A 22,259-nucleotide genomic window follows, 5' to 3' on the forward strand; every position below is an offset into this window, starting at 1 on the left:
ACGGATAGACATGGATTTTCATATCTGTGTGCATCCTTTCTGTCTGTGGAAAAATTATTTTTGTGATGGCGAATGGTTTGCCCTGCTGATATAAACCCTGCCCGTTGCAGGCGGGTAATCAATGGGATTAAGTTTAGGTGAAGCAATTACCGCCCTGAACCTGTAGAAGGCCAAATGTTTTTTCGAATAGTAAAGATCTTCGATAGGCTCACACTTAGAAATGATCATTATTAAGGGGGTATTCTTAACCATTCCGTCCTTTCGAGTGGATTGCAGCTGAGTCGGGAAATCTGTCTCAAGATAGATATCTTCATTCCACTGCGTTCCGGTCGACATGAGCTAGTTCCACTTATAATGACAATTGTAGCTAACTAATATTAAGTATTTTTCCTTTTTTATTGATATACGAATATGGCTTGTCGTTTTTAACTTGATTTTTGTGTATATTTAATTGATTATTAAGTTGTTATTAATAAATTATCGTAAAACTTAATTAACAAACTCATCATGGACAAACCAAGCCAAACAAAAATTCAACTATTGCATCCCGATTTAAGGGAACTGGCAATAAGTACCTTTTCTCAGGCGGAAGCTGCGTTAACGGGAAGATCTAAACCGCGGATAACTGCAACCCTCAGAACATTTAAAGAGCAACAGGATTTATATAATCTTGGCCGAACGGTAGTAAACCCTGATGGTAGATCGGCCAGCAAGCCTATGGGTAATATCGTTACCAATGCAAAAGCTGGTCAATCGATACATAATTACGGTTTAGCACTTGATTTTGTGCTGGTTATTGATGGAAAAGATACCTCATGGAATATGGTTAAAGATTATGATAAGGATGGGCGTAGCGATTGGATGGAAGTGGTTAATGTTTTTAAGGCCAATGGCTGGGAATGGGGTGGTGATTGGGTAAGCTTTAAAGATGGCCCACATTTACAGCACGATTATGGTTATACCTGGCAACAATTACAGGCTAAAATGATTGCTGGCGAACAAAGGAACGGTTATGTGATTTTGGACAGGCCGCCGGTGGTGGTTCCAAACCCTTATCGTACAACAACTGCTCTAAATTTTAGAACCGGGCCATCCGTTACCTCAGAAAAGATAAAAAAGATCCCGGTGATTTTAAAGGGCGAACATGTTGCAGAAATATCCCGCGATGGGGAATGGAGTTTGGTAAGTTACGAAGAGATCCAGGGATATGTTAGCAATAAATACCTTTCGAAGTAATCCAATTGATTTAAACCAAAGATATACGCGGATCTACAGGGATTTTATATCTGTGGTTAAATCTTAAACCGCAATATTATTCGATAATTTATATTCAGACGGGGTAATTCCCGTCTGCTTTTTAAAATATTTACCAAAAAAAGAGGAATTGCTGAAACGCAGTTCCATGGCCACTTCCGAAATATTCATTCTATGGCTCGTTAGTAATAATTTCGCCTCCCTGATGACCATTTCATCAATGATTTCTCCCGCTGTTCTATCGGTTACCTGTTTCACTACTTGTGATAAATGCCTGGGTGTAATGCGTAAGCGGTTGGCATAATAAATTACACGCTTTTCCTTTTTGAAATTTTCTGATACCAGCGATAAAAACCGGTTCGTAAGCTCTGTTTTGCTATCATGCACAAAAGGCATTGCGTCTTTCTGTTTGTGCTTTAACAAGAAAATATCATACAATAGTTCTAAAAAGCTGTTGTGAACAATGTTTTTAATCTGAGGCGTGTCTTTAGGTACATTCAGTTTTTTGTGTATGGCAAGCATGTCATAATAAATGAATGTATGCTCTTCTTTTGATAATGAAAATTTATGGATAGGATTGGTCTGGAACATTCTGTAAGCTTCGCCACTGTTAAAAAATACCCCCCTCGTTTTTAAATAACTTTTACTAAAATGAATACTGATAAATGAAACCTCGCTGTTATCTCTTATTTCATAAACAGCATGCGGAAAAATGAGTAGAATATCCCTTTGGTTTAATACATGTTCTGTAAAATTTATCCTGAGGTTCATTTTCCCTTTAGTAATCAGGATCAGCGCATAACTTGATACGCGGAACGGCTCAGAACTGCAATAATTGGGATCTGTGCTATGATGGATTTTAGCCATCAGACCATCATTTAAAGACAGCGCTTCCTCATGGGCTTTTTCAGAAAAAGTTTTGGTGAGTAAATCTTCTTGCATAAAAATTGTTCCGTATTTTTAATCATTTCTTAACAGATCCAATCATCTTTTGCACCACAATTTCATCCACCCTATTTGGATAGTTTTTGCCCCCTTATCTATCGGATTTTTGATCTGGCAAATGTAATGTTCAGAATTAATTTTGCAAGAATATTTTTTTTAAATGACTAATTTCTGATTGATTTTTACGTTTTTGATTAATAGTTTAAATAAATTAAAATGCTTTAAAACAGTTATTTATGTTATTTAAGCGCTTTTTTGTCTACTTTTTAACCTTTTTACTATTTTATAATAAAAGTCAGAATGTCAATTAGTCAATTCATCTAAATGTCACATTTTGCCCATCCAACATTTTGACCAATATATCCCACATTTGAACCTTTTTTTGGCTTCACTTACGCACTAAAATTGTGTGATCAAATCATTTGGTTAATGTTGCCTTAATCTACGCTGTTGATTTTAATTTCTACAAGTAGCATTCAGGTTGCAGATCAATGTTTCAGAACGGGTTTTAAAAAACTGAAGAATATAAGTGTTCAGCATGCGTAAAAAATTACAAGATAGAATTGCCTCTTTTAAGGATGCAGCGGTGATAAAAGAAAAAGGATTATATCCTTATTTCAGGTCCATAGCATCTGGTCAGGACACCGAGGTCGTAATCAACGGGGAAAAAGTACTCATGTTTGGTTCAAATTCCTATTTGGGTTTAACCAACCATCCCAAGATAAAAGAAGCCGCTAAAGCAGCAATAGAAAAATACGGAACCGGCTGTGCAGGATCGCGGTTTCTGAACGGTTCGCTCGATATCCACCTCGAACTGGAAAATCGCCTGGCCGAATATGTAGGCAAAGAAGCTGCAGTACTTTTTAGTACCGGTTTTCAGGTCAACTTAGGGGTAATATCCTGTTTGTTAGATCGTAACGATTATCTGTTGCTGGATGAGTATGATCATGCCTCTATTATTGATGGTAGCCGTTTGGCCTTTTCGCGCACGATTAAATATGCGCATAATGATATGCAGGATCTTCGTCGCAAATTGAGCCGTTTACCTGAAGATACTGCGAAACTGATTGTTTCCGACGGTATTTTCAGCATGGAAGGTGATCTGGTTAATCTTCCTGAAATGGTGGAAATAGCCAACGAATTTGGCGCCAATATTATGATGGATGATGCACACAGCCTCGGTGTAATCGGTTTTAATGGATCTGGAACAGCATCTCATTTCAATCTCACTGAGGATGTAGACCTGATTATGGGCACTTTTAGCAAATCGCTGGCCTCACTGGGCGGATTCATTGCCGGTAATACCGAAACCATCGAATATATTAAACACCGTGCCCGTTCACTCATGTTCAGCGCCAGTATGCCGCCATCAGCTGTGGCCAGCGTGATTGCTGCGTTGGATATCATTGAATCGGAACCTGAACGGATTGATCAGCTTTGGGCCAATACAGAATATGCGAAGAAACTTCTGCTTGATGCCGGTTTCGATATCGGGCACAGCAACAGTCCGATTATACCCATTTATATCCGCGATAACACCAAAACCTTTATGATTACGAATATCCTTCAGCAAAACGGGGTTTTCGTTAATCCGGTAGTTTCGCCGGCTGTTCCGTCAGATTCATCTTTGATCAGGTTTTCTTTGATGGCTACGCACACTTTCGATCAGATTGAATCGGCCATAGCCAAGCTAAGTGCAGCTTTTAAGTCCGTTAATGTAGAATTAGTCGGGAGCCAATCATGAGAGAACTGGTAAAGGTTTCCGGTAAAAAAGCATTGGCTGCGTTTGTAGATTTTCCGCACGATTTGTATGCGGGCGATGTAAATTATGTGCCCGAACTTTTTATTGCCCAGCGCGATCTGCTTAGCCCTGGAAAACATCCGTTTTACGAACATTCTGAAATACAGCTCTTTTTGCTTTATGATGAAGGTAAAATAGTTGGGCGGATTGCCGCCATCAACAACACCAATCACAATAAGGTCTACGAATCGAATGATGGCTTTTTTGGTTTTTTTGATTGTATCAATGATGCCACAGTAGCTAAACAGCTTTTTGAAGCGGCAGAGGATTGGTTAAAGCAAAAGGGATTGACCAAAGTTTTAGGACCGGTAAATTTTTCTACCAATGAAGTATGCGGCTTGCTCATAGAAGGTTTCGACGGCCCTCCGGTAGCCATGATGCCTTATAATGCCCGGTACTATCTACCGCTTTTGGAACAGATTGGGTTTCAGAAAAATGTTGATTTAAGGGCTTACCGGTACACCGCTGGCAATTATAGCGACCGGTCGGTGAAACTGATGGACAGGATTGAGGAACGTTTGAAACGGAATGACATTATCCTCCGCAAAATCAACATGAAGAAATTCAAGGAGGATTGTAATGCGGTAAGGGAGGTATACAACAAAGCTTGGGATAAAAACCTGGGTTTTGTACCGATGACGGATAAAGAGTTTGACTACACAGCAAACGATTTAAAACTCATCCTTGATCCTGAATTTTGCATCCTGGCCGAGCAACATGGCAAGATTATAGGTTTTGCTTTAGCAATACCCGATATCAACCAGATTTTGATCAAAATTAAACGCGGAAGACTGTTCCCAACAGGGTTGATCAAGCTTTTAGCCAACAAAAAGAAAATCGATGGGATCCGTATTTTATTGCTTGGCGTGGTAGATGGTTACCGTAAAATGGGAATCGAAGCCTGTTTATATGGACGGATTATCAGACATTTTGAAGCTAAAAAGATGAAATATGCAGAGGCGAGCTGGACTTTAGACCATAACGAGCTGATCAATAAACCCATTGAAGATATCGGTGGAAAGTTATACCGGAAATACAGAATTTTAGAGAAAACGATATGAAAAAGAGGGTGTTGATTACGGGAGCAACTGGATTTGTGGGTTATCACTTAATCAAATCTGCTTTGGCTAACGGATTGGAGGTATATGCAAATGTACGTCAATCGGCTACTGCAGATCACCTCAAAGATTTTGAGATCAATTATGTAGATCTAGATTTTGAATCAATCTATTTGCTGAAAGAGAATATTGAAGAGAAAAAGTACGATTATATTGTACATGCTGCTGCAGTAACCAAGGCAAAAAAATTAAGCGATTATAATAAAATTAACGCAACCTATACCAGGAATTTGGCGGTAGCTGCTTCAAAATCTACACATCGCATCAAGAAATTTGTATTCATCAGCAGTTTGGCGGCACTGGGACCTTTAAAGCAAAAAAATGAAAGGCTAACGGATAATGGTGCTTCAAATCCGGTAACCAGTTATGGGATCAGCAAAGCATTAGCTGAAACATACCTGGCCCAGATTTCGGATTTACCCTTAATTATAATCAGGCCCACTGCGGTTTATGGTCCCAGGGAGAAAGACATTTTCATACTGATCAAAACCATTAAGGCAGGGTTAGAGCTTTACATCGGTAAACAGGAACAGGAACTCAGTTTTGTTTATGCTACCGATCTGGCCGATATCATCATTAAAGCACTTGCTTCTGATGTGGTGGGCAGGGCTTATAATATATCAGATGGGGCAGTATACAAGCGCTCATCGCTTGCTCATTATGCAAGGAAGGCCTTAGGCAAAAAAACAGTAAGGTTAAATGTACCTGTGCCATTGATTAAAGGTTTGGCCTGGTCAATGGAGCATTTATATGGCATCTTTAATAAAATACCCGCATTAAATGTAGATAAGATAAAAGAACTCACGGCACCTAACTGGGGCTGCGACATTAAAAATATTCAGAATGATTTTGGTTTTGCTCCCCGGTTTGGCCTGGAACAGGGATTAAATGAAACCATCAACTGGTACCGTAAAAACAATTGGTTATAAGATTTTAAATAAAATAGAATGAAAGAACAAGTAAAAGCAGCTGAAGGTAAGCTGGGAATATTAATGCCAGGATTAGGCGCCGTAGCAACAACCATGATCGCCGGAGTTGCTGCAATTAAAAAAGGCATCTCAAAACCGATCGGTTCTTTAACGCAGATGGGTACGATCCGTTTAGGTAAAAGAACAGAAAAAAAGGAGCCAAAAATTAAAGATTTTGTTCCTCTGGCCAATCTGGAAGATTTAGTTTTCGGTGGCTGGGATGTTTACGAAGATAACGTTTACGAAGCTGCTTTAAACGCCCGAGTATTGGATGCCAACCTTTTGCGCGATGTACGCGAAGAATTACAGGCCATTAAACCGATGCGCGCTGCTTTCGACAGAAACTACGTGAAAAACCTGGATGGCAAATATGTAAAAGATATCGATAACCGTTACGAACTGGCTCTAGCCGTAATGGAAGATATCAAAAACTTCAAAGCTGCAAACAACTGCGACCGTATTGTACTGGTTTGGTGCGGCTCTACCGAAATTTATTTCGAACCATCAGAAGTTCACGAATCACTTGCTGCTTTTGAGCAGGGTTTAAGAGATAACGATCCACGTATTGCGCCAAGTATGATTTATGCTTATGCAGCATTAAAATTGGGGATTCCTTTTGCTAACGGTGCACCAAACTTAACGGTAGATATTCCTGCTTTGATCGAACTGGCTAAAGAAACCAATACCCCAATTGCCGGTAAAGATTTTAAAACCGGTCAAACCTTGATGAAAACCATCTTGGCACCTGGGTTAGCAGCACGTTCGTTAGGTGTAAACGGCTGGTTTTCTGATAATATTCTGGGTAACCGCGATGGTTTGGTGTTAGATGATCCGGATAACTTCAAAACCAAAGAAGTATCAAAACTGGGTGTACTGGAAGATATCTTTAAACCGGAGCTCAATCATGATCTGTATGGCGACATGTACCACAAAATCAGGATCAACTACTATCCCCCTCACGGTGATAACAAAGAGAGCTGGGATAACATCGATATTTTCGGTTGGTTGGGTTACAAAATGCAGATCAAAATCAATTTCCTTTGCCGCGATTCGATTTTGGCCGCACCGATAGTATTAGACCTTGCTTTGTTTATCGATCTGGCTAAACGTGCAAACCTTTCGGGCATTCAGGAATGGTTATCATTCTACCTGAAATCGCCACAAACAATTCCCGGTGTCCCTGCAGAAAACGACATTTTTAAACAGTTAATGAAACTTCAGAATACCTTGCGTTACATCATGGGTGAAGAATTGATTACCCATTTAGGTCAGGATTACGAAGAAGAACTGATAGAAACGGTATAGTGTTCATCCATAAATTTCTTTCAACGGCTCTGGGCATTGGCTACATCGGTAAAGGTGCCGGTACTTACGCTGCAATAGCAACGTGTATTTGCTGGCACCTTTCCCAGGGCCCTTATACCAATCCATATTTATGGCCTATACTTTTTACCATGTTCATTGTAATGATTGGGGTAATGAGTGCCGATAGGGTGGAGGAGATTTGGGGTAAAGACCACAACCGGGTAGTAATTGATGAAGTTGCCGGAATGTGCATTACATTACTGCTTATACCTTTAAAATGGCAATATACCCTGATCGGTCTTATTCTTTTTAGGTTTTTTGATATCCTCAAACCATTTGGCATCCGCAAATTAGAAGAGCTGCCAGGTGGTTGGGGGGTAATGGCTGATGATGTATTGGCTGGAATTTATGCGAATATTATACTGCAACTGATCGTTGTTTTAGCAATATTTTAAACCTGATGTTCACTTTCCTCAAAGCACAGGCATCATCGTTATTGGCCTCGGCAACAGATTTCGGTGTGACTATTATGGCCGTAAATCTTTTAGCATGGTGGTACCTGGCAGCCAGTATAACAGGCACGGTAGCAGGTGGTGCCGTTAACTTTTACGTAAACCGTAAATGGGTTTTTGAAAGTGAATCTACAGCCATTAGGTGGCAGATATTAAAATATATTTTGGTATGGGCCGGCAACCTGATCATTGTAACCTCGGGGGTATTTATGCTCACGCATTTTTTTAATCTCAATTACGTACTCGCCAAAGTCTTGAGCTCCGTTTTAACGGGTATCAGCTACAATTATATCATGCAAAAGCAGTTTATTTTTTCAAATTAAATGAAACCGATTTATTCATTTTTATTATTCGTTACGCTCTGTTTTATTTTGCAGGTAAATGCCTTTGGCCAAAGAACTGTTGTATCTGGTACGGTACGCGACGCCGGAACCAAAGAAACGCTGCCCAATGTTTCGGTTTTCTTTAAAGATACCCAGATTGGTACACAGACCGATGTAAACGGGAAATATTTACTTGTTTCTCCAAACCCACAAAATGAGATCAGTTTCAATTATGTTGGTTATCGTAGTGTTCTTAAAAATACTGTTCCATCCGCAACGCAGGAACTGGATATTGCCATGGTACCCGATTCGAGAGTCTTGGATGAAGTGGTTGTGGTGGGCGGTAAAAAGACAAAGTATCGAAATAAAGATAATCCCGCGGTGGAATTGATCCGCCAGGTAATTGCGCATAAAGATGAAAACCGCATTAAAAGTTATAACACCATTTCTTTCAGGCAATATGAAAAAATGCTCTTCTCACTGAGCAATGTATCAGATAAGTTTAAGAATAAAAGGATGTTTAAGAATTATCAGTTTCTGTTTCAGGAGCAGGATTCGACATTAATCGGAGGGAAAAATCTTCTTCCGATTTATATTCAGGAGCAACTGGCCGATCATTACCTGAGTAAAGATCCGGAAAAGAACAAAACGATCGTAATCGGAGAAAAACAGGTCCAGTTCGATAGCCGATACATTGATAATAAAGGAATGAAATCCTATTTCGACAGGATGTATCAGGATATTGATATTTATAAGAATAATATCTCCGTGATCAGTAATGAATTTTTGAGTCCTATTGCAGATGGTGCGCCTAATTTTTATAAGTTTTTCATTACTGATACCATTAAAACACAGAAACCTGAAATAATAGAACTGTCTTTTACCCCGCGTAATACCGGCGATATGTTGTTCGAAGGGAAGATTTACGTGACCAATGATAGGCATTATGCGGTTACAGGAGCCTCTTTCGGGGTAAACAAAAATATCAACCTCAATTTTGTACGTGCACTTAAAATCGATCTGAATTTTGAACAGAACGATAAAGGTAAATACAGTTTGAGCAAAAGCAGTTTACTGGCCGATTTCGGCATTGGTAAAACCAAAGGTATTGGCTTTACAGGCGAGCGTTCGGTTACTTTTAAAAATTACCGGTATGATACGGTGCTGCCGGATACGATTTTTCAAGGGAAAAGCAGCGTAGTACTGGCTGATGCGGCAAAAAAAGACGATACATTTTGGGAGAATAACCGGTTAGATACCATTTCGAAGAACCAGCTGAAAATTTACAGCAATATTGATACGCTGCAAAATCTGCCATCTTTCAAGCGGACCATGAAAATCGTGACCCTTTTATTTGCAGGTTATCAGAATCTTGGCCCCTATGAAATAGGTCCGGTAAACACCTTTTACAGTTTTAACAATGTAGAAGGTTTAAGGCTACGGTTTGGTGGCCGAACCACTCCAGAATTGAGCAAACGTTACTATTTCGAAAACTATCTGGCTTATGGCATTAAAGATGAGAAATGGAAGTTTTTCCTTTCCGGTACCTATTCACTGAACAATAAATCGATCTACGCATTCCCTCAACATTATGTGAGGGCCAGTTTTCAGCGCGATACCAAAATACCCGGACAAGAGTTACAGTTTGTACAGGAAGATAATTTCCTGCTCTCGTTTAAACGTGGCGTAAACGATATGCTGTTGTATAACGATTTTTACCGTTTGGATTATGTAAAGGAGTTCGAAAATCACTTTTCGTATAACCTGGGTTTCAAAAAATGGAGCCAGACACCGGCCGGTGGGTTAAGTTACCTGAATACAAATAACCAGTTGGTAAACCGGTTAACCACCAGTGAAGTTTCTGTTCAGTTAAGGTACGCCCCGAATGAGAAATTTTACCAGGGGAAAATATACCGCGTGCCTATTGCCGATCGTTATCCCGTATTTAATCTCCGTTATACCGCGGGTTTAAAAGGCGTTTTGGGCGGCGAATACAATTATCATAACCTGCTGGGAAGCATTGATAAACGTTTTTATTTATCGCAGCTGGGTTATAGCGATGTAACGGTAGAGGGCAGCTATATTGCCGGAAAAGTGCCTTTTCCTTTGCTGGATATCCACCGTGCCAATCAAACTTATGCTTATCAGCTTAACTCATACAACTTAATGAACTTCCTGGAGTTTGTAAGCGATCATTACGTAAGCATTAATATCGATCATAATTTTAATGGCTTCTTTTTTAATAAAATGCCATTGATCAAGAAATTGAAGTTGAGGGAAGTGGTCTCATTCAAAGCCCTGTATGGTGGCTTGCGGAATGAGAATAATCCGGATTTTCAAACCGGATTATACCAGCTTCCGGTTTACGAAAATGGTGCACAGCGGACTTATGCATTGGGCAATACACCCTATATGGAAGGCAGTATCGGTGTAGCTAACATCTTTAAGTTATTGCGGGTAGATCTGGTAAAACGCTTCAGTTACCTTAATAATCCGGAAGTTTCGGAGTGGGGGATCAGGGCAAGGGTAAAATTTGATTTTTAAAATAAGCTATGGAAAAAAATCTGAGAGACAGCCTGCAACAGGGCATTTATAAAGTTATCAATCCTTTTGTAAAGGGATTGATCAAAATGGGTTTAACACCTAATGCCGTCACTACCATCGGTTTAATTTTAAATATTGGCGTGGCCGTTATTTTTGTGCTTGGTGCAGAAAAATCTAACCGAGGCGACATGTCTTACATTGGTTGGGGAGGTGCACTGGTGCTTTTTGCTGGTCTGTTCGACATGCTCGATGGTCAGGTGGCGCGACTAGGGAATATGAGTTCGAAGTTTGGTGCTTTGTACGATTCGGTACTCGATCGTTATAGCGAAATGATTATGTTTTTGGGTATCTGTTATTACCTGGTGGCACATCATTACTTTTTAAGTTCATTGTTTGCTTTTATTGCATTAATTGGTTCGATGATGGTAAGTTACACGCGTGCAAGGGCCGAAGGATTAGGAGTGGAGTGTAAAGGCGGTTTAATGCAGCGACCAGAGCGGGTAGTGACCATTGGCGTTTTTGCCATCTTCTGCGGTATTGCAGGTCATTTTATCGGTGGCAATTATAAGTTATATGTGCCGGGAATTTCTTTCCATGTATTCGAAACCATGTCAATTTTTACCATGCCCATTACTGTAATGGCGGTATTGACCAATATTACGGCTGTTAAACGTCTTCAAGAGGCCAAAAGAGGCCTGGAAGCACAAGAACTTAAGGAAAGAAAAGGAAATAATAAGGCGGCATTAATTGCAGGTTTAGTTTTTATGGGAAGTTTAACCGGGATGATTTCGTTGCCTGCGAATGCGCAGGGGGCAGATCCATCCCCGATCAGTTTTCCGGTACCAAAAGACATTAGCAATCAATTATTTTACCTGCAGCGCGATCCGAATACCAATACCATCATTTGCCAGTTAAATGTAGATAAACATGGAGAAGTGAATAAAGAGCAACCTGTAAATGTGTTTTGGATGCGTTACGGAGATCAGGGTGAAAAAAAAGAACTGAGTTATATACAGCGGAAATTTGCTTATGGCATTATTAGCAAAAACTTAGGCAATGGCCAGTTTGAATTGCGGTTCACCTCCCATAAAAAGTTGCCGATGTACCTGAATAAATCTGCTGTTGATAAGAAATATCATGTTTTTGCGACAATCAACAATAAGAAAATGCAGCTGGAACGGATATTCCTTCGGATTGAAGGGGGCACATTCTGGTTTCCTAATGTAAAATATGTTGAAATTAAAGGTTATGATGCTTCGGAGCCGTCGAAAGTGTTAGTAGAAAGGATTAAGGTTTAGCGTTAGGCGTTTTGCGGGTGGCGTTCTTATCCAATCCGTCATTATAAGAAGGCTTTTTCAGCCGAAGAAGCAATCTCTCCCGAATCGTCATTTCGAGCGGAACCGATAGCTTTCGGGTGCAGCGTAGTCGAGAACACGAAGGCTCTGCGAAACAAAATCTAACCATATCGATCTCTCCATTTCGCAGCGCTTCAGTCGTGATGACGATTGAATAGGAGTGAATTGTCATTCTGAGTGTAACGAAGAATCTTTAAGAATAAAGTATTGTATATGACAGATTGTTTGGGAAGAAGATCCTGAAACAAGTTCAGGATGACGATTAAATGAGTGGAGCTGAAAGCCAATTAAATAATTACAATGAAAAAGAATTTTGTTTCCAATTCAACCGCATCCATCAGGATGTTTAAAAACGACTTTTTAGAGCGTCTATCAAAAGTTCAGTTTTACGTGCCGTTAATCGTATATGTTCCGGTTATTGCCTTTCTGTTTTGGAAAGCACTCTGGGAAATAAACATGACAGCTTTAAGTTTTACAGGATGGTTTTTGCTCGGCCTGGGCATCTGGACCATCACCGAATACGTGCTCCATCGTTATGTTTTTCATTTTGAACCTGAAGTTGAATGGGGTAAGAAAATCCATTTTATTTTCCATGGGGTACATCATGATTACCCAAATGATGCCAAAAGGCTGGTGATGCCGCCCTCTGCCAGTATTCCAATGGCTTTAGGCTTTTATTTTCTTTTCGACTGGTTATTGCCGGATACCAAAGTTTATCCGTTTTTTTCAGGGTTTATGATCGGTTATCTGTTTTACGATATGGTACATTACGCGCTCCACCATGCAAATTTTAAAAGTGGTTTCTGGAAAAAACTAAAGCAGCATCACATGCTTCACCATTATTCCGACTCGACCAAAGGTTATGGGGTAAGCTGGACTTTTTGGGACCACATTTTCAGGTCTAATTTTGATAAAAAGTAGTATGCAGCAACAATCATTGCTTAAAAACAATTTTTATGATATCCGTAATATTTATCTAACAGTTGCTATATCTGTTGGATATCTATTGTTATCAATACTGCTGGTTGGCTTTAAAACTGATCAGCTGGTGTTGATTTTTATCTTTAATGCCTTGTTCTATATATCAAGGGGAACCAGAAAGTTTATCCTTGGTTTTTCTATATTTATTGTATACTGGATCCTGTTTGATTACATGAAAGCTTTTCCAAACTATCTGTTTAATAACGTGCATATTGAAGATTTATATGATTTGGAAAGGAAAACCTTTGGCGTTAATTACCATGGAGCAATACTAACACCGAACGAATACTGGAAGATAAACAGTACCCCGTTTTTAGACGTATTGACGGGGTTTTTCTACCTGATGTGGGTACCCGTTCCATTAGCATTTGCTACCTATCTTTTTTTTAAGAATAAAGAACAGTTTGTTCGGTTCTCGCTCACCTTTGTTTGGGTAAATTTACTGGGTTTTGTGGTTTACTATGCTTTCCCGGCTGCTCCACCGTGGTATGTGCAGGAACACGGTTTCGGCTTTGTAGCTAAAACAGCGGGTAATACCGCCGGCCTGGCCCGTTTTGACCATTACTTTGGGATTACACTTTTTAATGGAATATACAGCAAAGGTTCTAATGTATTTGCGGCCATGCCATCGTTGCACTCATCATATCCGGTTATTGTGGTTTATTATGGTTTGAAAAATCATTTGGGAAAAATTAATATTTTCTTCCTTACCGTAATGCTGGGCATCTGGTTTTCGGCGATTTATACCAGTCATCATTATACGCTCGATGTGCTGGCTGGATTAACCTGTGCGCTTTTGGGCATCATTTCTTTTAATTTATTAATGCGCTACACCAAATTAAAACAACTTGTAGCCAAAATGGTAGCCGCCATTGGTAAATAGCATATTCATTCAATTCAAATTAAGCAGAAATAGGAAATGAAGATTGAGCCTGGTGTGTTTTTAATTCTATTTCAATGTTTTTTGCATGGGCAAATAGATAAAACTCTACACTTGCAATAAGAATAAGTGCATAGCCAAAGAGTTCGAGCGACTCTTCCGATACATTTTTGACATCACGGACGTACTGTGTTTCCATAACGGCCATCCAGAAAACTTTCCTTCCGTACAGGCGCGCAAAAATATAGGTTGTTACAATACCTGATAATAAAATTCCAAAAGAGAACTGGTGTACAAAATTGTTTAAGTTGGAGAAAAATATAGCTTTCTTTCTGTAAATAAGCAGACTTGCCAGGATAAGGAGACTGAATGCACCGGTTTGCCATGCACCATCATAAACATGTTCGTCCAGAAAAGCATCCTGTTCCCGGATCAACGAAGCCATCATAAAAGCAAATAGCGCGAAGGAAAGTGGGAATAAGGATCTGTATTTAAAAGAGGTGTAGAGAAAAACGGTTGAACTTAAAAGGAGCAAAATGCTTTGAACATATTCTACCGCAGAATCTTCACTGAATTTATTGCTTACTGCTTCCTGTTTTACATTCCATTTAAGAAATTCGGCAAGCAGGTAAATGAGTGCACCATAAATAATAAGCCGTAGAAGGGCAGTTTTTAAACCTGCAGGGGTTGATGTGATGGTATATTTAGCCACTTTAATGAATATGGATTGGTGATCAGCTGAATCAAATTATTGATGATTCCGCTTTTATGAAATTTATGCTACAAATTTCGATCAGGAACCGCTTTCAAAAAAGGTCTAAAGCTCCTAAAAATTGGTTTAAAGGTACGAATATTTAAAATCTAAGGACATATCTTGTTATGTAATCAATTAGGATAGGCGCTAAAAGCAGTTAAAAAAGCCTTATAGCTGATCGCTTAAGATCAGGTATAAGGCTTAAGAATATGAATTTTTCGGAATGAAATTAATTATTTAACACTTATCCACTTGTTAAGCGTATTGTCTGGTGCTTCAACCACTAGTTTATAGTAAGGGGATGGATAGTTATTAAGGTCGGCCAGGTAATGTTGCTGATTAATGTCAACCTCTCCCAGTAAATGATAATCATCTTTTCCGCCGGTTTTAAACGCATTAGTGGTTGCCAGCCAGATTTTTACTTTTCCCTTCTTTTCCAATGCTTTCCAGGTGATGTCTAAGTGGTTTTGTACATAATTTGCCTTGAGTGCGGATATGGATACCGGGCCAATAAATGAAGTGCCATCAATTTCCTGTTCTACACTTTTTGGAAGTTTTATATTCAGATAATCAGCAATGGAAGGCATAATATCTACTATACCAAGATCGAAGTATTGCGCATAAGTATTCAGGTTTTTGTAATTACTTACCATCCAGGTAGAACGCTGACGATCAGATTGTCCGCCATGTCCGCGACCTGTTTTTTCATCACGTCCATGATCGGTTGTAATTACAATCAGCCAATCTTCTTTAAATCGCTGTTGACGGTAATTAATGGCATCCCAAATTTGGCCCATTTGTTTATCCAGCATCTCAACAGCCTTATAAAACTCCGGACTATCACCATAGCGATGGCCCATATCATCCGTATATTCCAGGTATACCCATGATAGATCCGGTGCTTGATCATGAATGGTATTAGCAGCTTGTTTAACCACTTCCTCATCAATAAAATGCATATAGTCAGCTTTTTTATCATGTTTAAATCGGACGGTATCTAACTCAAAACCATCAGCTACAAAATCGGGTTTAAAGTTTCCGGTTTCGGGAAGGCCATCGCCAAGTAGTTTGGTTCGGTCGTCAGTCCAGCTGGAGAAAATAGCTGTTTTTTTATCAGGGTATTGATTTTTGAAAAGCCTGAAAATATGCTGATAATTATAATTTGGTGCCTTGATATCATTATCGGGTACGTTATGCTTGTTTACCCAGGTGCCGGTAAGCAGGCTATTGTAACCCACAGCAGATATGGTTGGTGTTTCATTATAACTTGCTTTATCTCCGCCCACATGCATGCGCGAATAGGAACCTGCAGAGATGATTTTTTTGAAGTTAGGTAATTCCAATCGTTCTATTACATCGGCAGGGATACCATCGGCGATAACATAAACCACTTTTCGTGGCCTGTTTTGAGCAAGTGATGATAGTGATAAAGAAAAAAAGCAGGCAAAAATAAATGTCCTTAATAACATCGTTTTATGATTAGAAAGTGTGTGAGAAATATTCGTTTTCAACTGTTCCATCATCGTACATTTTAAGTATAGCATATCCGGGTGGCGTTTCCTGGTAATAACCGTGGCCTGCTGATTCTGCATCGCCTTTGCCCCACCAAAAGCCACTCATGGCTCCATTGCAGCAGTATTGCACACCATTGTATACCGTTTGATCAGAGAGATGGTTGTGTCCGCTCAGGCAGATTTTTACCTTATCGCGATGTTTGTAAAAGAGATTCTTCAGTTTTTTGCAATCCGAATGTCCGCCGCCAACCAATACCTGGGTGGTGCCCAGGATCGGATAGTGTGACATGATCAGCGTAGGTGTGCCGGCAGGCAGGTTTTCTAATTCCTGCTCAAGCCAGTTATACTGTTCATCATCAAGAGAAATTTTGCTGTTATTGCCGTCAAGTATAATAAAGTGCCAGTTTTTTTTAGAGAAACTGTAATAACGATTAGGAATTTTCAGCCGTTTTACCACATAGTTCTTTCCATACATTTCATCGTCTGTTGCAGGCGCTTTCCACCAGATATCGTGGTTGCCAATACAACTGTATATTTTGTATTTATCGATCACCTTAGTGCATTCATCCCAAATATCCCATTGTTCAGTTACCTGATTGCGTACCACATTATCATAAGAAGCATCATTAATGGAATCTCCTCCGTTTAAGAAGAAATCAACTTTATGTTTGCTGATTATCTGATTTAAACATGCTTTGAATCGTAGCGGGGCATTTTCTCCTGCACGGATATGAACATCAGTAATGTGTGGCACAGTAAGCACCAGCTTCTTACCTTTCGGTTTATCTGTAAGCGTTTCTGAAGCCAGACCGGGCAACGGGCCCAAAAATGCCGTTCCTGCCGATATTCCTATTGCCTTTATTAAAGACCTTCTCGTTATTTCTGCCATCATTACCAGCCAAAAATTTGTTTCAGTTTAGGATTCAGGATGACTTGTTGCTGCGGGATAGGGCGGTAATAGAATTTGGGTTCTTCGAAGTTTCTGGTCACATTTTCTGTTACGATATTACCGCCGTTGTTGCCATTCTTCAAATAAACCGTTGCATCAGTACCGATAAGTCCTGCACGGTAATAATTAAGTTTTACCCCAAGTGAATTCTTTTCTTTCTGGTCTTCGCCAGGGATCGTTGCCGTTCTGTCAATCAGAATAATATCATCAACACCGTCCCCGGTAAGGTCGTATTTGCCCAATCCGGCGAAATACATGCCTTCAGGACTTTTAGTAAGCAGTTTACCTACCTTCCAGCGCATTAAATCATCAAAGCGCATGTTTTCAAAAGCATATTCTACCCTGCGTTCCCTCCTGATTTCGAGTATAACACCTGCGTTAGCGGTGACATTCGGATACTGTAATTGCAATGCCGGATCTGGATTGGCATTAGCCGCTGCCAGGTTGAGATCGGGCAACCCCGCTCTTTTACGAAGAAGATTTATCGATTGATCGAGCTGGGCCTGCGTTAAGGTACCCAATTCAGCAAGCGCTTCAGCATAAGTTAACAGGATTTCTGCATAGCGGTATACCGGAAAATCTACACCGTTTAAGATCGCGTTATCAGTGCTGTTTACATAACCTTTCAATTGATGATAACCTGTAAAATTTTTGTTTAAACGCTGGATATAGGGGGTAGGGTCGGGTACCCTGATCCAGCCCGGGTAAACCATTGTTTGCGACATCCGCGGATCGCGGTTTTTAAATTCTGCCACAAAACCCAGCTGCGTGTAGTTTGCTACATCTGTAAACCTCGTTCCATCTTTCATTAAGTAAGTTTCTAACAGGTTCTTGGCTGGTGCCTGCTCATAATCGCCAAAGACAGTAGAATTCACATTCTGGCTTTTGTTTTTACTCAGGTCAAAGATGTTGACTAAAATGACCTCGCTATTGGCTGTTAAATCCTGACTGGAGAAAAGTGTTGCATAATCCTGTTCCGGTTTTCCGGTGTTGTAAATGTTAAACTTTTTGCTGGCGATGATTTCTCCAGAAATTCTTGCTGCAGTTTCTAAAAATGCATTTGCTGAGCCGCTTAAATTGAGTTCGTTATGGTATTTACGATAAGTGCCCTCATAAAGTGCTGCCCGTGCATATAAAGTGGCCACTGCCCATTTTCCCGGAGTACCTGCCGGAACACTTTCCCTCACATTTTTATAGGCAAAATCCAGATCTGCCATGATACTGTCGGCAATCAACGTCCTTGGATCCCGGGCTTTGTAGAGTGCATCATCACCAGGTTCCAATGTACCTGAATACCAGGGTACGTCAGAGAAACGCTTAACTTTATCTAAATAGAATTCAGCGCGGTAATACCTGGCTAAACCCGCGTAGTGGTTTTTAACGGCAGCAGAAACCTGTGCTTTTCCGCAATTCTCTAGAAAATAGTTAATGTTTCTTAACCTGCTCCAGCTCCAGCCAGTGGTAATGTTTTGGGCGGTCGCGTTGCCTCCCATAATATTTTTTATCTCAACTGCAGCTGTAGTGGATACGTTATCCGTACTCTGATCATTAAGGTAAGTACTGCGGTCTGGCTGCGAAAGTAGGCCATTTACATAGAGCGAAAGATCACTTTCTGTGTTAAAAAAGAGGCCAGGGGAGACGGAGGTTTGAGGGAAACGATCAAGCCCGGCTTTTTTACAGGCTGCGAGCATACCTGCAACTGCAATAAACACGATATATATATACTTTTTCATTTTCTAATGATTTAATTATGATAGATCCAAAAATTAAAAATCGAGGTTTAAACCGAAGGCATATCTCCGTTGATAAGGATATGCCCAGGCACTTGGTCCCTGGTTAACCGCTTCAGGATCAATAAATTTCTTGATAGAAGAGAACTCATACAGGTTTTCTCCGGTCACAAATACGCGAAGACGGTTTACATGAAACTTTTTGGTCCACTGAACTGGTAAGGTATAACCAAACGATACGTTTTTGATCCTCAGGTAAGCACCGTTTAGTAAATATTTAGTCTGGGGAATATCTAAACCCGATCCATAATTGGCATCGGCAAGCCAAGATTGTAATACCGGATATTGAGAATCGGTATTGGCATCAGCAAGGCCCGCGGCGATATATGAAGCGGAGTGTTTGGCTCTTTGTTCCGGCGAATCAGCTGCTCCACGGTAAAAATCAAGGTTCCATGGATAAACGTTGGCATACGGCTGCTGGTAAGGCCCCCAGAAAAGATAGTGATGAGGATAAAAATCTCTCTTTAATACGCCCTGCAAAAATACAGAAACATCAAAACCACCCCAATCCATATTCAGATTGGCACCGATCGTATAACGGTCAGCACTGTTACCGATAATTTTTAAATCTTTCGGATCGTTTGAACTTAAACCCCTTTCAATTTTCTTATTTCCATCTAGGTCAACATATTTTGGCCATCCCTCAACAATGGAAAGTGCACCCCATGGAATAATGGCAGATTCATCTAAAGCAGCAATTTCTGCTTTACTCCGGAAAACCCCGTCATTCTGTAATCCCCAGATCTCTCCGAGTGTCTGCCCCTCGCGGTAATTGGAAAAGAGGTTCTGATCATTTTTAAATCTGGTAATTTTAGCTTTAGAATCGGCAAGGAATATTTTAGTATCAAAGCTGAAAGGTTTTGAACCCAGTTCAAACCTGTCTCGGTAAGTTACTGAAAGTTCCCACCCTTTGGTACGAAGATCTGCTGAATTTTGGCGTGGTACACCCGTACCTAACACCCCTGGAAGTTCCTGTCCTGCAGTAAGCATGCCTTTGGTATCACGGATATAATAATCGAAAGTGAAAGAAAGCTTATCGTTCAACAGACCAATATCGGTACCCATATTTAAGGTCGATATTCTTTCCCATGTATAGGTTCGTGGGTCTACGTTTAACCCAGGGGCACCATTAATCACCTGGTTCTGGCCATTTCCTCCAATTAAATAACCAGAAGTACCAGTTACAAGTGATTGGATATAACCAAAGTTTGCTACGTTATCGTTTGGAAGAGCACCCTGATTTCCAAGTTCTCCATATGAGGTTCGAAGTTTAAAGGTAGATACTACAGGCGATAGTATCTTAAAGAAATCTTCTCCACTTGCTATCCAGGCCAATGAAGCTGAAGGAAAGAATCCCCAGCGCCTATTTACAGGAAACCGCGATGAACCATCGTACCTTCCTGTAGCTTCCAGGATGTACCTGTTTTTGTAGGTGTAATTTAATCTCGAAAATGCACTATTGGTAGCATAAGCGGAATAACTTGCACTAGCAGTAGCCGTTCCACTGGTGAGCGATAGGTACGGTAGAGAAGAAGAAATCAGAATGTCTTTACTCGCGTTTACGGTAGAATAGCTGTAATCTTCGCTATTAAAACCTACCATTGCACTGAAAAAATGGTCGCCAAGCGTCTTTTTATAAGTGCTATAGATATTAAATGCGTTGTTAAACAGGTAACCATTGTTTTCGGTTACTGAACCGGTCCCACCTTCTTCGCGGATATCATTCGGACCATAGCCGATTTTGTATTTTTTACTGTCATTATGTGTTTTCCAAAGCTCGCGTTTAAAAGAAGCGTCAGCGTTTACCTGAAGATCACCTTTTAAAAATAAAGCTGTTGCACTGGTAATATTTTGAAAACCAAACATATTTTGAAGGTTATTTCCTCCATCTACAAGTTTTGCAGCCAGTTTTCCGGCAGCGGTATTCGCCCATGTGCCATCAGGATTCGTAGCTACGTCGGTAGGCATCAGGTAATACAGGTCGGTAATGTTTCCGTTAGGAAGTGCCCGTTTAGTTTGATAAATATTCAGGTTATTATCTATTTTAAGCCACGAAAGTGGAGAAAAACCCACTTTTGACCTCAGTCCATAACGGTCCCAGTAATCTGCGGTCAGTTTATTTAACCCATTATCTCTGGTATAATCTGCAGAGAGGTAATAGGTTAAAGGCTTTTCGTTTACCGCAGCTCCACCAGAAAAAGTAAGGGTATGGCTTTTAGATAAACTTGAGTGATTAAAAAAATATTCATACCAGTCGTTACTGCCCATATAGGCCCACTTGGTAGGGTCGGTTGGATTTAACCGGGTATCGGCTATAGCAGGGTTATCCGATCTTTCTTTCGCCCAGCGGTAATATTCGTCAGAATAATTTACATAATCCCATGGAGTGTTATCTGTAGCAGTTTCTAATACCCTCGAAAAAATATAGGGATCGGTCACCGGCCTGGGTAGTAAGGTTGGCTTTGCCCATGATTGGAAAGTATTGTAACTAATGGTATTATTACCAGCAACACCTTGTTTAGTGGTAATCAGAATCACACCGAATGCAGCACGTGCGCCATAAATGGCTGCCGATGCCGCATCGCGCAATACGGTAAACGAAGTAATATCGCTAGGGGTTAAGCGCAACATATCATCAGTGCTGGTAGCAGGAATACCATCGATAACAATTAATGGCGAGCCACCATTAATGGAAGTATATCCCCTGATATTGATGTTGGGTACACTGCCTGGCGCGCCGCCTGCGTAAGTAATATTGAGTCCGGGACTGATGCCCTGTAAGCCCTGCAATACATTGCTTACAGGTCTCGACTCAAGCTGCTTGCCAGAAATCTGATCAATTGCGCCGGCAACATTGATTTTTTTCTTGGTTCCAAAACCAACAACCATTACCTCATCGAGGTTGGCAAAGTCAGGAGATAAAGAAATATCGATTTTTGCCCGGCCACTAACCAAAATTTCCTGTTGCTTGTAGCCAATGTAGGAAAATATAAGTGTAGCATCAGGTTTTACATTACTTAAGGTATAAACACCATTACTGTTGGTGGCGATATGCAGGTTTGTCCCTTTTACAGTAATGTTTACGGCAGGGAACGTTTCCCCTGTCTTTGCATCAGTAACCACGCCTTTTATTGCGATCCCTTGTGCAAAGCCGCTTGTAGACAGAATCAATAGCATGAATATCCAGAGTAGCCTTTTTTTCATTTTCTTAATATTTAGTTGTTTGATTTGGAATAATAAGCTCTTTTCAGCGGTGCTAAATTGAA

Annotated in this window: 18 protein-coding genes; 11 read left to right on the plus strand and 7 right to left on the minus strand. The window is 40.3% G+C overall.

Annotated features, from left to right (window positions below):
- Positions 1 to 54 precede the first annotated feature (54 nt).
- Positions 55 to 228: a hypothetical protein gene (locus tag ACFE6N_RS03780; protein ID WP_378933985.1), complete on the minus strand. Its 174-nt coding sequence runs from the start codon at positions 226 to 228 to the stop codon at positions 55 to 57.
- 279 nt (positions 229 to 507) lie between these two features.
- On the opposite strand from ACFE6N_RS03780, the gene ACFE6N_RS03785 reads away from it, so the two are divergent.
- Entirely contained in the window at positions 508 to 1,236 is a 729-nt protein-coding gene (locus ACFE6N_RS03785) for a M15 family metallopeptidase (RefSeq protein WP_378933987.1), read from the plus strand.
- Positions 1,237 to 1,299: 63 nt separating this feature from the next.
- On the opposite strand, the gene ACFE6N_RS03790 is transcribed toward ACFE6N_RS03785, so the two are convergent.
- Positions 1,300 to 2,196 (minus strand): helix-turn-helix domain-containing protein, encoded by an 897-nt coding sequence (locus tag ACFE6N_RS03790; protein ID WP_378933989.1) that lies wholly within the window; start codon positions 2,194 to 2,196, stop codon positions 1,300 to 1,302.
- A gap of 541 nt (positions 2,197 to 2,737) precedes the next feature.
- Between ACFE6N_RS03790 and spt the strand changes: the two genes are divergently transcribed.
- The 10 genes from spt to ACFE6N_RS03840 all read left to right on the plus strand — a co-directional run bounded on the left by spt (position 2,738) and on the right by ACFE6N_RS03840 (position 13,989).
- Positions 2,738 to 3,943, plus strand: a complete 1,206-nt coding sequence (gene spt / locus ACFE6N_RS03795; RefSeq protein WP_378933991.1) for a serine palmitoyltransferase — start codon at positions 2,738 to 2,740, stop codon at positions 3,941 to 3,943.
- Positions 3,940 to 5,061: a hypothetical protein gene (locus ACFE6N_RS03800; protein ID WP_378933993.1), complete on the plus strand. Its 1,122-nt coding sequence runs from the start codon at positions 3,940 to 3,942 to the stop codon at positions 5,059 to 5,061. The genes spt and ACFE6N_RS03800 overlap by 4 nt, the downstream gene beginning before the upstream one ends.
- Complete coding sequence (locus ACFE6N_RS03805) at positions 5,058 to 6,047, plus strand: NAD-dependent epimerase/dehydratase family protein (protein ID WP_378933995.1); 990 nt, start codon at positions 5,058 to 5,060, stop codon at positions 6,045 to 6,047. The genes ACFE6N_RS03800 and ACFE6N_RS03805 overlap by 4 nt, the downstream gene beginning before the upstream one ends.
- Positions 6,048 to 6,065: 18 nt before the next feature.
- Entirely contained in the window at positions 6,066 to 7,391 is a 1,326-nt protein-coding gene (locus ACFE6N_RS03810; RefSeq protein WP_378933997.1) for an inositol-3-phosphate synthase, read from the plus strand.
- On the plus strand, positions 7,391 to 7,846 hold the full coding sequence (locus tag ACFE6N_RS03815) for a phosphatidylglycerophosphatase A (RefSeq protein WP_244950758.1): 456 nt from the start codon (positions 7,391 to 7,393) through the stop codon (positions 7,844 to 7,846). Before ACFE6N_RS03810 ends, ACFE6N_RS03815 begins: the two co-directional genes overlap by 1 nt.
- A gap of 5 nt (positions 7,847 to 7,851) precedes the next feature.
- Positions 7,852 to 8,226 carry a GtrA family protein gene (locus ACFE6N_RS03820; RefSeq protein ID WP_378933999.1) on the plus strand — a complete coding sequence of 125 codons (375 nt, stop codon included), beginning with the start codon at positions 7,852 to 7,854 and terminating at the stop codon, positions 8,224 to 8,226.
- A complete protein-coding gene (locus tag ACFE6N_RS03825; RefSeq protein WP_378934001.1) occupies positions 8,227 to 10,770 on the plus strand; it encodes a DUF5686 family protein in 2,544 nt (847 codons plus the stop codon).
- An 8-nt stretch (positions 10,771 to 10,778) separates the two neighbouring features.
- Entirely contained in the window at positions 10,779 to 12,068 is a 1,290-nt protein-coding gene (locus ACFE6N_RS03830; protein WP_378934003.1) for a DUF4833 domain-containing protein, read from the plus strand.
- A 357-nt stretch (positions 12,069 to 12,425) separates the two neighbouring features.
- Positions 12,426 to 13,046: a sterol desaturase family protein gene (locus ACFE6N_RS03835; RefSeq protein WP_090985125.1), complete on the plus strand. Its 621-nt coding sequence runs from the start codon at positions 12,426 to 12,428 to the stop codon at positions 13,044 to 13,046.
- Position 13,047: 1 nt separating this feature from the next.
- Positions 13,048 to 13,989, plus strand: coding sequence for a phosphatase PAP2 family protein (locus ACFE6N_RS03840; RefSeq protein ID WP_378934006.1), 942 nt, complete (start codon positions 13,048 to 13,050; stop codon positions 13,987 to 13,989).
- Positions 13,990 to 14,008: 19 nt separating this feature from the next.
- Here ACFE6N_RS03840 and ACFE6N_RS03845 read toward each other — a convergent pair whose 3' ends face one another.
- The 5 genes from ACFE6N_RS03845 to ACFE6N_RS03865 form a co-directional block, all read right to left on the minus strand.
- Positions 14,009 to 14,698 carry a hypothetical protein gene (locus ACFE6N_RS03845; RefSeq protein ID WP_378934008.1) on the minus strand — a complete coding sequence of 230 codons (690 nt, stop codon included), beginning with the start codon at positions 14,696 to 14,698 and terminating at the stop codon, positions 14,009 to 14,011.
- Between the two features lie 275 nt (positions 14,699 to 14,973).
- On the minus strand, positions 14,974 to 16,260 hold the full coding sequence (locus ACFE6N_RS03850) for an alkaline phosphatase family protein (protein ID WP_378934010.1): 1,287 nt from the start codon (positions 16,258 to 16,260) through the stop codon (positions 14,974 to 14,976).
- Positions 16,220 to 17,146 (minus strand): metallophosphoesterase family protein, encoded by a 927-nt coding sequence (locus ACFE6N_RS03855; RefSeq protein WP_378934012.1) that lies wholly within the window; start codon positions 17,144 to 17,146, stop codon positions 16,220 to 16,222. Before ACFE6N_RS03855 ends, ACFE6N_RS03850 begins: the two co-directional genes overlap by 41 nt.
- Complete coding sequence (locus tag ACFE6N_RS03860; RefSeq protein ID WP_378934014.1) at positions 17,146 to 18,936, minus strand: RagB/SusD family nutrient uptake outer membrane protein; 1,791 nt, start codon at positions 18,934 to 18,936, stop codon at positions 17,146 to 17,148. Before ACFE6N_RS03860 ends, ACFE6N_RS03855 begins: the two co-directional genes overlap by 1 nt.
- A 33-nt stretch (positions 18,937 to 18,969) precedes the next feature.
- Entirely contained in the window at positions 18,970 to 22,197 is a 3,228-nt protein-coding gene (locus ACFE6N_RS03865) for a SusC/RagA family TonB-linked outer membrane protein (protein WP_378934016.1), read from the minus strand.
- Between the last annotated feature and the right edge of the window lie 62 nt (positions 22,198 to 22,259).

Origin of the sequence: Pedobacter sp. BG31 (assembly GCF_042464845.1) — a bacterium.
Classification (GTDB): Bacteria; Bacteroidota; Bacteroidia; order Sphingobacteriales; family Sphingobacteriaceae; genus Pedobacter; species Pedobacter suwonensis.